Source organism: Streptomyces sp. BR1, assembly GCF_052373795.1.
Lineage (GTDB): Bacteria > Actinomycetota > Actinomycetes > Streptomycetales > Streptomycetaceae > Streptomyces.
The window spans coordinates 770575-782903 of the sequence record NZ_CM126252.1 but is presented as its reverse complement, the minus strand read 5'-3'; the positions used below and the strand labels follow the sequence as shown (position 1 = coordinate 782903).

Annotated in this window: 11 protein-coding genes; 9 read left to right on the top strand and 2 right to left on the bottom strand. The window is 72.3% G+C overall.

All coding sequences use genetic code 11. The features are described 5' to 3' along the window. The first annotated feature begins 81 nt into the window (after window positions 1–81). The 6 genes from ACT1U9_RS03545 to ACT1U9_RS03520 all read left to right on the top strand — a co-directional run bounded on the left by ACT1U9_RS03545 (window position 82) and on the right by ACT1U9_RS03520 (window position 8512). Window positions 82–2523, top strand: coding sequence for a SpoIIE family protein phosphatase (locus ACT1U9_RS03545; protein ID WP_444536892.1), 2442 nt, complete (start codon window positions 82–84; stop codon window positions 2521–2523). Between the two features lie 104 nt (window positions 2524–2627). Then, window positions 2628–3353: a class I SAM-dependent methyltransferase gene (locus ACT1U9_RS03540; RefSeq protein WP_444536891.1), complete on the top strand. Its 726-nt coding sequence runs from the start codon at window positions 2628–2630 to the stop codon at window positions 3351–3353. A gap of 63 nt (window positions 3354–3416) precedes the next feature. Continuing rightward, a complete protein-coding gene (locus tag ACT1U9_RS03535; RefSeq protein ID WP_444536890.1) occupies window positions 3417–4250 on the top strand; it encodes a M55 family metallopeptidase in 834 nt (277 codons plus the stop codon). Beyond that, window positions 4243–5568 carry a M20/M25/M40 family metallo-hydrolase gene (locus ACT1U9_RS03530; protein WP_444536889.1) on the top strand — a complete coding sequence of 442 codons (1326 nt, stop codon included), beginning with the start codon at window positions 4243–4245 and terminating at the stop codon, window positions 5566–5568. Before ACT1U9_RS03535 ends, ACT1U9_RS03530 begins: the two co-directional genes overlap by 8 nt. A gap of 14 nt (window positions 5569–5582) precedes the next feature. Beyond that, entirely contained in the window at window positions 5583–7565 is a 1983-nt protein-coding gene (locus ACT1U9_RS03525) for a prolyl oligopeptidase family serine peptidase (protein ID WP_444536888.1), read from the top strand. Further along, window positions 7562–8512, top strand: coding sequence for a S66 peptidase family protein (locus ACT1U9_RS03520; RefSeq protein WP_444536887.1), 951 nt, complete (start codon window positions 7562–7564; stop codon window positions 8510–8512). The genes ACT1U9_RS03525 and ACT1U9_RS03520 overlap by 4 nt, the downstream gene beginning before the upstream one ends. A gap of 21 nt (window positions 8513–8533) precedes the next feature. On the opposite strand, the gene ACT1U9_RS03515 is transcribed toward ACT1U9_RS03520, so the two are convergent. Further along, window positions 8534–9625, bottom strand: coding sequence for an adenosine deaminase (locus ACT1U9_RS03515; protein ID WP_444536886.1), 1092 nt, complete (start codon window positions 9623–9625; stop codon window positions 8534–8536). 138 nt (window positions 9626–9763) lie between these two features. Further along, window positions 9764–10504 carry a GntR family transcriptional regulator gene (locus ACT1U9_RS03510; protein WP_444536885.1) on the bottom strand — a complete coding sequence of 247 codons (741 nt, stop codon included), beginning with the start codon at window positions 10502–10504 and terminating at the stop codon, window positions 9764–9766. A gap of 191 nt (window positions 10505–10695) precedes the next feature. Between ACT1U9_RS03510 and ACT1U9_RS03505 the strand changes: the two genes are divergently transcribed. From ACT1U9_RS03505 to ACT1U9_RS03495, 3 genes are all read left to right on the top strand, one after another. Further along, window positions 10696–10944: a lipopolysaccharide assembly protein LapA domain-containing protein gene (locus ACT1U9_RS03505; RefSeq protein ID WP_444536884.1), complete on the top strand. Its 249-nt coding sequence runs from the start codon at window positions 10696–10698 to the stop codon at window positions 10942–10944. A 78-nt stretch (window positions 10945–11022) separates the two neighbouring features. Continuing rightward, the gene (locus ACT1U9_RS03500; RefSeq protein WP_444536883.1) at window positions 11023–11460 is read left to right on the top strand and encodes a YdeI/OmpD-associated family protein; all 438 of its coding nucleotides are present in this window, start codon (window positions 11023–11025) and stop codon (window positions 11458–11460) included. A gap of 195 nt (window positions 11461–11655) precedes the next feature. Further along, complete coding sequence (locus tag ACT1U9_RS03495) at window positions 11656–12201, top strand: GNAT family N-acetyltransferase (RefSeq protein ID WP_444536882.1); 546 nt, start codon at window positions 11656–11658, stop codon at window positions 12199–12201. Window positions 12202–12329: the final 128 nt, after the last annotated feature.

Sequence of the window (12329 nt, the reverse complement as noted above, 5' to 3'; positions counted from 1 at the left end):
TTGCCCCGCGCGCGGCCCGCGAATGGCCGTACGGTGGGGGCACAGCCGCAGATCCTTGCGGCGGGGAAGGAGCCTCCACCCATGGACAGTGGCACTCCGCCGACACCGCCACGGCAGTCAGCCGTGGCCGGCCGGATCCCGCTTGCCGTGATCGTCGTGGACGGCGACGGGCTGGTGTCGCACTGGTCGACCGGTGCGCGCCGGTTGTTCGGCCCCGCCCGGGAGGAGGCCGTAGGCCGCTCGGCGCTCGATCTGCTGCCGGTGTCCGGCGCCCTGGATCCGGACCGCCCCGTCGACATCCTCCAGGAGTTCGACGGGTACGGCGCGTTCGGCCCCGGACTCGAAGCCCCGCTGCACGGCCTCACCTCGTACCCGACGGCCGGACGCGCCACCCTCTCCGACCCGGGGCGGGACCGCGTCGACGTGCTGTGGTGGGCGTATCCCCTGGTCGGGCCCGGGCCCGAGCGGCTGCTCGTGCTGGCGGCGGACGCGGCGCAGCTGCACGCCGAGCACGAGGCCCCGGACCGGGGCAGCGTGGAGCGGATAGCACCCGGGTTCGCCCTGCACACCGAGTTCCAGGGCGCCGACGAGCTCGCCGGGCGGCTGCCCGAGATCCTGCCCAGCATGAGCGTGGGCGAGAGCTCCCGGATCGTCTCCCAGGTCCTTGAACTCGGCTATCCCATCCTGGAGTTCAGCCAGCACGACCGGGTGCCGGTGACGCCCGACTGGGGCGTGCCCCGCCGCGCCGAGCGCCGGGCCGCGCGGTACGACGATCACGCACGGGCCGTCGAACCACCGGTACCCGCCCCCGAGTTCGCCCAGGACCTCGAATACGCGGCGGTGCGCGAGCGGCTGGAATTCCTCAACGAAGGCAGTGGCCGAATCGGTTCGTCTCTCGACCTCGCCCGGACCATCCACGAAGTGAGCGCCGCCGTGGTGCCGCGCTTCACGGATGTCGCGGGCACCTATCTGCGGGAACAGGTCATCGCGGGCGAGGGGTTCCCCGACGGGCCGCCGGACGAGACCACGCTGTGGCACCGGGTCGCCGTCGAGCACGTCGACGAGCCGGGGCGCTGGGACGATGTCGTCCCCGTCGGCGAGTCCATGCCGTTCCCCGCGCACACCCCCTTCTTCCAGTGCATGACCTCCGGCGAGCCCGTGCTCGTCCCGCGCATCAGCGAGCAGATGGGCACCGCCATCGCCTCGCAGTTCGAAAAGCGCGACATCCGGCCTCTGATCAACGGCCGGTCGATGCTGGTGGTTCCCCTCAAGGCCCGCAATGTGGTGCTCGGCTTCATGATCCTGCTGCGCCACGCCGAGCGGGCGATGTTCAACGACATGGACCGCGTGACCGGCGCCGAACTGGCCGCCCGCGCGGGCCTCGTCCTCGACAACGCGCGGATGTACACCTACCAGGAGAGCGTCGCCGAGACCCTCCAGGACTCGATGCTCCCGCAGGTCACCCCGCAGATGACCGGCTGTGACACGGCGACCCGCTATCTGCCGGGCACCCTGCTCGGCCGGGTCGGCGGCGACTGGTTCGACTCGGTGAAGCTGCCCGGGTCGCGCATCGCGCTCGTCGTCGGCGACGTCATGGGGCACGGCCTCAACTCGGCAGCGATGATGGGCCAGTTGCGCACCGCCGTACAGACCATGGCGGCCCTCGACCTGCCGCCCGCACAACTGCTGCGCAACCTCGACGACCTGGCCCAGCGGCTCGGCGAGCACTACCTCGCGACCTGCCTCTACGTGGTGTACGACCCCATCAAGGGCGAGCTCCTGATGGCCAACGCGGGCCATGTGCCGCCGGTGCTTGTACGGGCCGCCGACGGGCGCAGCGAACTCATCGACCTGCCCACCGGGGCTCCCATCGGCGTCGGCGGCGTGCCGTTCGAGACCGCGCGCGTGCGCGTCGACCCCGGCGACCGGCTCGTCATGTGCACGGACGGGCTGGTGGAGGTGCGGGGCGAGGACATCGGTGTGGGGCTCGCGACGCTCTGCGAGTCCGCCGCGCACCCGGCCGCCTCCATGGACGACGCCTGCGACACCATCATCCGTGCCCTCAACACCCGGGGCGGCCGCAAGGACGACGTCGCCCTGCTGATGGCCCGGCTCAACGGCATCGCGCGCGAGGACGTCGCCGAATGGCGGCTCGCCATAGACGCGCGCGAGGTGGCCCGCGCCCGGCGCCTGGTGGCCGGGCAGCTGGGCGCCTGGAACCTCGAAGAGGTCGCCGAGACCGTCGAGTTGCTGGTCAGCGAGGTCGTCACCAACGCCGTACGGCATGCGCACAGCCACCAGGTGGAGCTGCGGCTGGTCCGGGCCGAGACACTGCGCTGCGAGGTCGTCGACGACGACCACACGCTTCCCATGCTGCTGCACGCGGGCCCGCTCGACGAGTCCGGGCGCGGTCTTCGGGTGGTGAGCCGGCTGGCCAGGGAATGGGGCACCAGCCGTACCGGCGAGGGCAAGACCGTGTGGTTCGAGGTGCCGCTGCCGCGCAGGGGGCGCACGCGGCGCTGAACCGGCTCGAACGCTGAGTGAAGGTACGCGCCGGGTGCTTGTCGGCGTGCTCCCGGCGCGATAGACCGATCTTGACACTGTGCGTGCTGCCTGGGGAGTCGGTCATGAGCGTGACGAGTCGGTACAGGGATGCCTGGGAAGGCTTCTGGCGCGAGGCCCCCGACGAGCCGGGCGCGGTCTTCTGGGACGCTGAACCGGCGCTGACGGCGGGCCCCCATCTCGCCCTGTTCGAGCCGCATCTGGCCCATCTCGCGCTGCCCGTGATCGACCTCGGCTGCGGCAACGGCACCCAGACCCGTTTCCTGGCCGACCGCTACGACAGCGTCACCGGAGTCGACCTCTCGCCCGCCGCCGTCGAGCACGCCAGAGCGCAGGACCCCGACGGGCGCGCCCAGTTCGCCCAGCTGGACGCGACCGACGAGAAGGCCGTCCAGGAGCTGCACGACCGTCTGGGCGACGCCAACGTGTATGTACGCGGTGTGCTCCACCAGTGCGAACCGGATGACCGTCGCCCGCTGGCCCAGGCCGTCGCGACCCTGGTCGGCGAGCGCGGCCGGGCGTTCCTGGTGGAACTGGCCGAGTCGGCCAAGCCCGTCATCATGGGCCTGGCGCAGAGCCCGGCCGGTCCGCCGGCCAAGCTCCGCCCGGTCTTCGAGCACGGCCTGACCCCGGGCGAGGTCACCGACGCGGCCCTGCCCGAACTCGTCGAGTCGGCGGGCCTCACGGTGCTCGCCCGGGGCGAACTGCCGCTGACCACAACCGAGTACCGGCCCGACGGCACCCGCATCGAGCTGCCCTCGACATGGCTGGTCGTGGGGCGGGCCGGGTGATACCGGCCGACGGTTGTCCACAGGGCTGGTGAGGGTGCGCGGCGGCGCGTACGGTTTCGAGGCATGAAGATCCTGATCAGCGCCGACATGGAGGGCGCCACTGGTGTGACCTGGCCTGCCGATGTGCTGCCGGGCACCCCGCAGTGGGAGCGCTGCCGCGCGATGTTCACCTCGGATGTGAACGCGGCGGCGCTGGGCTTCTTCGACGGCGGCGCCGACGAGATCCTCGTCAACGAGGCACACTGGTCTATGCGCAATCTGCTCCTGGAGCGGCTGGACGAGCGGGTGGAGATGCTCACCGGCCGGCACAAGTCGCTGTCGATGGTGGAGGGCGTCCAGCACGGCGACGTGGACGGCATCGCGTTCGTCGGGTACCACACAGGCGCGGGCACCGAAGGGGTGCTGGCCCACACCTATCTCGCCAATTCCATCACCGGCGTCTGGCTCAACGGGACGCGCGCGAGCGAGGGCCTGCTCAACGCCCATGTGGTCGCGGAGTACGGCGTGCCGGTGGTGCTGGTCACCGGCGACGACCTGACCTGCGCGGACGCCGAGGGGTACGCGCCAGGCGCGCACAAGGTCGCGGTGAAGGACCACGTCTCGCGGTACGCGGCGGTGTGCCGCACCCCGTCGCGTACGGCGGCCGAGATCAGGGCGGCGGCGCAGAAGGCCGCCGCGCTCGCGGTGCGCCACGAGCCGGTGCGCTGCGGACCGTTCACCGTGGAGCTCGAATTCGACGCGGAACACCTGGCGATGGCGGCGACGGTGGTGCCGGGCGCGGCGCGCACCGGCGAGCGCCGCGTCGCCTACACCAGCGACACCATGTACGACGGCATTCGCACCTTCAAGGCGGTCACCACGATCGTCTCGGCCGCGGTGGAGGAGCAGTATGGCTGAGCACATCGACGCCCGGGCACTGGACGAGGTGGTGACGTTCACCTCGGACCTCATCCGTATCGACACCACCAACCGGGGCGGCGGCGACTGCCGCGAGCGGCCCGCCGCCGAGTACGTGGCGGAGCGCCTGGCCGCCACCGGCCTGGAGCCCACGCTCCTGGAGCGGACCCGGGGGCGCACCAATGTGGTGGCGCGGATCGAGGGCACCGACCCCTCGGCCGACGCGCTGCTGGTCCACGGCCATCTCGACGTGGTGCCCGCCGAGCCCGCCGACTGGAGCGTGCACCCGTTCTCCGGCGAGGTCAGCGACGGTGTGGTGTGGGGGCGCGGCGCCGTCGACATGAAGAACATGGACGCGATGGTCCTCGCGGTCGTACGGGCCTGGGCGCGCGCGGGGATCCGCCCGCGCCGCGACATAGTCATCGCCTACACGGCCGATGAGGAGGCCAGCGCGATCGACGGCTCCGGCTTCCTCGCCGACCACCACCCGGGCCTGTTCCGGGGGTGCACCGAAGGCATCAGTGAAGCGGGCGCGTTCACCTTCCACGCGGCTCCCGGCCTGGAGATCTACCCGATCGCGGCGGGCGAGCGCGGCACCGGCTGGCTGAAGCTGACCGCGCACGGCCGGGCCGGGCACGGCTCCAAGGTGAACCGGGCCAACGCGGTCAGCCGCCTCGCCGCCGCGATCGCCCGGATCGGCGACCACGAGTGGCCGGTCCGGCTCACGACGACCGTGCGGGCGGCCCTGACCGAGCTCGCCGCCGTGTGCGGGGTGGAGGCCGACCCCGAGGCGCCGGACTTCGACGTGGACGAACTGCTGGCCAAGCTGGGACCTGCCGCCGCCCTGGTCGACGCGACTGTCCGCAACAGCGCCAACCCGACGATGCTGGAGGCCGGTTACAAGATCAATGTGATTCCGGGGCACGCCACCGCGTATGTGGACGGCCGGGTGCTGCCGGGCGGCGAGGAGGAGTTCCGCGCGACCCTCGACCGGCTCACCGGACCGGACGTCGACTGGGAGTTCCACCACCGCGAGGTGGCCCTCGAAGCGCCGGTCGACTCGCCGACGTACGCGAAGCTGCGCGCCTCCGTGGAGAAGTTCGCGCCCGAGGGCCGGGTCGTGCCGTACTGCATGTCGGGCGGCACCGACGCCAAGCAGTTCTCCCGCCTCGGCATCACGGGATACGGCTTCTCACCGCTGAAGCTGCCGCCCGGCTTCGACTACCAGGCCCTGTTCCACGGCGTCGACGAACGGGTGCCGGTGGACGCGCTGCACTTCGGGGTGCGCGTCCTGGACGACTATCTGCGCTCCGCATAGGGGGAGTTGACGACATGGTGCCCATGGGGGCCTACGGAACGTGGCCGTCGCCCATCGACGCCCGGCTCGCCGCCGCGCACGACGGCATGCCCGAGTGGGTCGGGGTGGTCGGCGACGAGGTGTGGTGGACCGAGCCGCGTCCTGTCGAGGGCGGTCGCCGCGCGCTGATGCGGCGCAGACCGGACGGCGAGGCGGAGTCGGTGCTGCCGGCGCCGTGGAACGTACGGTCGCGGGTGATCGAGTACGGCGGCCGGCCCTGGGCCGGGGCCGAGCGCGGCGCCGAGGGACCGCTGGTGGTCTTCGCCCACTTCGAGGACCAGCGCCTCTACGCGTACGAGCCGAACAGCACCGCGGCGCCCCGGCCGCTCACGCCGCTGTCGGCGGTCGGCGACGGGCTGCGCTGGGCCGACCCGGTCGTCCTGGTGGACCGGGGTGAAGTGTGGTGCGTCCTGGAGGAGTTCACGGGGGAGGCGCCGACGGATGTACGGCGGGTGATCGCGGCCGTGCCCCTGGACGGCTCGGCCGCCGAGGACCGGAGCCGGGTACGGGAACTGTCCGACGGACGGCACCGGTTCATCACCGGCCCCCGGCTCTCGCCGGACGGGCGGCAGGCGGCCTGGCTCGCCTGGGACCACCCGAGCATGCCGTGGGACGGCACCGAGGCCATCGTGGCCGACGTGGACGGCGACGGGGTGTTCCGGCGGCCGCGGCCGGTCGCGGGCGGGCCCGAGGAGTCGATCGCGCAGGTCGAGTGGACCGCCGACGGACGGCTGCTCTTCGCCTCCGACCGCTCCGGCTGGTGGAACCTCTACCAGGTCGGACCGGACGGGGACGATGTCGCGCTCTGCGCGCGCGAGGAGGAGTTCGCCGGGCCGCTCTGGCAGATCGGCCGCCACTGGTTCCACCCGCTGGAGAACGGACTGATCGCGGTCGTCCACGGCAAGGGCGCCACCGCGCTCGGCATCCTGGACCCGGAGACCGGTGAAGTGGTCGACGCGGCCGGGCCCTGGACGGCCTGGCACTGCACGCTGGCCGTGCACGGCAGCCGGGTCGTCGGCGTCGCCGCCAGCCCGCGCACCGCGCCCGAAGTGGTCGAGCTGGACACCCGCTCGGGCCGCACCCGGGTCATCGGCTGCGGCCACGACGACCCGGTGGACCCGGCGTACTACCCGGAACCCCAGATCCGCACCTTCGCCGGGCCCGGCGGCCGGGAGGTCCACGCGCTGCTCTACCCGCCGCACCACCCCGGCCGGGCGGCGCCCGCCGACGAGCTGCCGCCGTATGTGATCCGGGCCCACGGCGGCCCGACCGGCCAGGTCCAGCTCGTCCTCGACCTGGAGATCGCCTACTTCACCTCACGGGGCATCGGCGTCGCCGAGGTCAACTACGGCGGCTCCACCGGCTACGGGCGGGAGTACCGCGACCGGCTGCGCGAGCAGTGGGGCGTCGTCGACGTCGAGGACTGCGCGGCCGTCGCGAAGGCGCTCGCCGACGAGGGCACCGCCGACCCCCGGCGGCTCGCGATCCGCGGCGGCAGCGCGGGCGGCTGGACCTCCGCCGCCTCGCTCGCCACCACCGACGTCTACGCCTGCGCCACCGTGGTCTACCCGGTCCTCGACCTCACGGACTGGTCCTCGGACAGCGGCACGCACGACTTCGAGTCGCAGTACATGGAGTCGCTGATCGGGCCCGCCGCCGAGTACCCCGGTCGGCACGCCGACCGCTCGCCGATCACCCACGCCCATCGGATCAGCGCGCCGTTCCTGCTGCTCCAGGGGCTCGACGACGTGATCTGCCGACCCGCCCAGTGCGAGCGGTTCCTGGCCGCGATGGCGGGGCGCGGCATACCGCACGCGTATATCGCCTTCGAGGGCGAGGGCCATGGCTTCCGCCGGGCCGACACCATGATCCGCGCTCTGGAGGCCGAACTGTCCCTGTACGCCCAGACGTTCGGGATCGACCGACCCGACGTACCCCTTCTGGAGCTCAAGAAGTGACCCTGACGCACCACCACCCCCTGTCTCCACTCACGCGGCCCGCGCGGTTGCGCCCGGGCGCCCGGGTCGCCGTGGTCGCGCCCAGCGGACCGGTGGTGGACGAGCGCCTGGACGCCGGTCTCGACATCCTGCGCGGCTGGGACCTGGACCCGGTCGTGATGCCCCATGTGCGCGGCCGGCACCCGGAGTTCAGATATCTCGCGGCCGACGACGAGAGCCGGGCGCGGGACTTCCAGGAGGCGTGGTGCGACCCGGGCATCGACGCGGTGTTCTGCGCACGCGGCGGCTACGGTGCCCAGCGGATGGTGGATCTGCTCGACTGGACGGCGATACGCGCGGCCGGGCCCAAGGTGTTCGTCGGCTACAGCGACGCGACCGTACTGCACGAGGCGTTCGCCGTACGGATGGGGCTCTCCACGCTCTACGGTCCGCTGGTGTCGGCCGCCACGTTCCTCAAGGACGACGACACACAGCGCCATCTGCGCACCACCCTGTTCGAGCCCGAGGCGGCGATGGTGATCGGCGCGGGGACGGCCGGTCCGCTGATACCCGGCCGGGCGCGCGGGGTCACCCTCGGCGGCTGCCTCGCCCTGCTCGCCTCCGACCTCGCGACCCCGTTCGCCCGGGCGTCGGCGCGCGGCGGGCTGCTGCTGATCGAGGACGTCGGCGAGGACGACTACCGGATCGACCGGCTGCTCACCCAGCTGCTGCGCTCGGGGTGGCTGGACGGTGTCGCGGGGGTCGCGCTCGGCTCCTGGGAGGAGTGCGGACCGTACGAGCGGGTGCGGGCCGTGCTGTACGAGCGGCTGGCCGGGCTCGGCGTCCCGGTCGTCGAGCACCTCGGCTTCGGGCACTGTGCCACATCGCTCACCATGCCGCTCGGTGTGCCCGCGCTGCTGGACGCCGACGCGGGCACGCTCACTCTGGAGGTGCCCGCGCTGGCGTAGGTGTTACGGGGTTCTACCGGCTCAGAGAGCGGCGTACCCCGGGCGGATCAGCTCGTCGATGATGCGGCGGCGCTCCGGCAGCGGCAGGAACGCGGCCTCGACGGCGGCGACGGTGAACTGCTCGAACACCTCGGGGCCGTAGCCGAAGGCGTCCACCATGTGCTGGAACTCCTCGCTCATGGTGGTGCCGGAGACCAGGCGGTTGTCGGTGTTCAGGGTGACCCGGAAGCCGAGGCGGCGCAGCAGGTCGATGGGGTGCGAGGCGTAGTCCTTCGCGGCGCCCGTCTGGAGGTTGGAGGTCGGGCAGACCTCCAGGGCGATGGCGTTGTCGCGCAGGTACGAGGCGAGGTGGCCGAGGTCGGCCGTGCCGTCGTCGTGCACCGTGATGTCGTCGGTGATCCGCACACCGTGGCCGACGCGCTCGGCGCCGCAGATCTGCACGGCCTCGTGGATCGACTCGGCGCCGACGGCCTCGCCCGCGTGGATGGTGAAGTGGCAGTTCGACCGCTTCAGGTGCTGGAAGGCCGGGAGGTGGCGGGCCGGCGGGTTGCCGATCTCGCCGCCCGCGATGTCGAAGCCCGCGACGCCGCGGTCGCGGTGGGCGACGGTCAGCTCGGCGATCTCCAGGGACCGGTCGGTGTGGCGCATGCCGGTGAGCAGGGCGCGGACGGTGATCCGGCCGCCGGTGCGGCGCTCGCCCTCGCGGAATCCGGCGTTCACCGCGTCGACGACCTCGTCGAGGGTGAGCCCGCGCTCCAGGTGCTGCTCGGGGGCGTACCGCACCTCCGCGTAGACGACCCCGTCCGCCGCCAGGTCCTCGGCGCACTCCGCCGCGATCCGCTCCAGCGCCTCGCGGGTCTGCATGACCGCGCAGGTGTGGGCGAAGGTCTCCAGGTAGCGCTCCAGGGAGCCCGAGTCGGCGGCGTCGCGGAACCAGACGGCGAGGGCGGCCGGGTCCTCGGTCGGCAGACCCTCGTACCCGCACGCGCGGGCCAGTTCGACGATCGTCGCGGGCCGCAGCCCACCGTCGAGGTGGTCGTGGAGGACGGCCTTGGGCGCGCGGCGTATCCAGTCGGCGACGGGGGCGGCGGCGAGGTTGTCAGACAAGTGCATGACGGAGGAGTGTACAGCCCCTTTTGGCCGCGGCTGTGCGGCCTCCGCCTGTGAGGGGTGCGGTGCGTGGCGGCTGCGGATCGTGCTGGGTTGCTCGCGCAGTTCCCGCGCCCCTATGGGGTACGCCGTACCGCCGGACTAGTTGCTCTGCAGCACAGGCAGTGCCGGCGCGCCCGTAGGGAGCATGTGTTTGGCCGCCAGGATCGGGGTGCCGTCCAGGCGGACGACCTGGGTGATCAGGACCGCGGGGGTGTCCGCCGGGCGGGAGAGTTGGTCGCCGCGGCGACGGCCGAGCAGGGTGGCCGTGATCCCGCTGTGCGCGCTCAGCGGCACCCCTCGCGAGGCGCCCGCCAGCACCGCCAGCATCGACGAGGGCGCCCCGTCCCCGAGTGCGGTCAGGAACGGTGGATGCGTGCGTTCCAGTACGGACTCGGGAGCCGCCCACTCATGGCTGAGCGCGACCGGCGTACCGTCCGCCACCAGCACCGACTCCCAGAACCGGAGCTCGGCCCCGGCCGTCGGCAGCAGATGCTGGGTGCTGAAGTCGGTGGGTTCCTCGACACTGCGCAGCAGCGCCCGTACGTGCACGACGCCGCCCGCGCCGAGCAGCTCCTCCAGCGGCTGGAGCTGCTCGAAGCCGCGCCGGGGCGGCCGGTCGTTCACGGTCCGCCCCACACCCCGGCGCACCGTGAGCAGCCCGTCCTCCTGGAGCAGCAGCAGCGCCTCGCGCAGCGCGGGGCGGCTCACCCCCAGCTCGGCCGCGAGCCGGGGCTCCGAGGGGAGCGTGGAGCCGGGCGGGTACGTACCGTCGTGAATCGCGTCGGCGATCCGCTCGTACAGGACGACGACCGGCCTGCGCTGCTGTCCGCTGACTGCCATGGGGCAAGCATGGCGTGATCGCCACTTGTCTGACAAGGCGGGTCGAGTACGTCCTCCGACGCGGCCCGGCCTCATCCCCGGCCCCGCCCGATGCGACTCACCCGTCCGGCCCGCCCCGCCGGTCGTCCCGCCGCCATTGCGCTCATCCTGGCCGGAAGAGGGGTGAAGCCACCCCCGGAAAGGGCCGGGTCATGAGCCCCAAGGACGCGTCGGGCGGCACGAAGGCCGGTACACGGTTCGGCGGTGCCCTCACCCCGGCCCGGGTCACGGTCATCGTGATCGCGGTGCTCGCCCTGATCTTCATCTTCGAGAACACCCGCCAGGTCAAGATCCGCCTGCTGATCCCCGAAGTCTCCATGCCGCTCTATCTGGCCCTGCTCGCCGTCTTCGTGGTGGGGGTCATCTGCGGCGGCTACTTCATAAGGCGCCGGGCCAAGTGATGATCGTCAACCGCCGGTATATCGTGGCCCGTTGACACGGCACGGCCACCACGCGGCGCGGCGACGAGGAGAGCGAGCATGAAGTTCAAGGCCACGGTCATCCCGTCCGGGAACGCCCTGGGGGTCGAGGTGCCGCAGCAGGTCATCGACGACCTGGGACAGGGCAAGCGGCCGCCGGTCGTGGTCGCGATCAACGGCCACTCCTGGCGCACCCGGGTCGCCGCGATGCGCGGCCAGATCCTCATCGGCATCAGCGCGGCCAACCGAGAGGCCAGCGGCGTCGACCTCGGCGAGGAGATCGAGGTCGACCTCCGGCTCGACGACGAGCCGCGCGTCGTGGAGGCACCGGAGGACCTCGCCGCCGCGCTGGACGCCGAGCCCGGGCTGCGCGGGGCGTACGACCGTATGGCCTTCAGCCTCAAGCGCAAGCAGGTGGGCGAGATCGAGAGCGCCAAGAGCCCGGAGACGCGGCAGCGGCGCATCGACAAGATGATCGAATCGCTCAGGGGCAAGTGATCACCGGCAGTCGAGGAGCAGCGGGGGCGGCCCCGGTCACGAGGAGCAACGGGGCCCTGGTCACGCAGGAGCAGCGGGGGTGGTCCACGTCGCCCGGAGCGGTGCGGGCGGCCCCGGGCGCCAGGAGCAGGTGACGCCGGGGCGCCGCCCGAAATCCCGCCCCCGATCCCCTCGCCCGGGCAGTACCCTGACCCGATGCCTGACAAGATCACGTATCTCGCCGAAGGGCCCCGCGTCGCGATCCGGTACTTCGCGTACGACGACGCGGCGGAGTTCACCGCGCTCGCCCGGGAGAGCCGGAATCTGCACGCGCCCTGGCTCTTCCCGCCGGCCGACCCCGAGGCGTACGCCACGTATGCGGGGCGGTTGATAGAGGACCCGACGAAGCAGGGGTTCCTGGTCTGTTCGCGGGACGACGGCCGGATCGCCGGGTTCATCAACATCAACAACATCGTCCAAGGCGCCTTCCTGTGCGGGGCGTTGGGGTACGGCGCGTTCGCGCACGCCGCCGGGCGCGGGCTGATGAGCGAGGGGCTCGACCTGGTCACCCGGTACGCGTTCGGCACGCTGGGGCTGCACCGGCTCGAAGTGAACATCCAGCCCGCCAACGTGGCCTCGATCGGTCTCGTCCGCCGGGCTGGCTATCGCTTGGAAGGCTTCTCGCCGGACTTCCTCTTCATCGACGGTGCCTGGCGCGACCACGAACGCTGGGCGATCACGGCGGAGATGGTCCGCACATGACCCACAGTCGTGGCGCCTTTGCGCAATTCTGACCAGGGCGTCCTCTGGTCACCGCACCGACCGCCGTGTTCCATGGTCACGGGGGCGGCCCAGGACGGGTGGCCGTTCCGCGCGAGGGAATGAGGTTG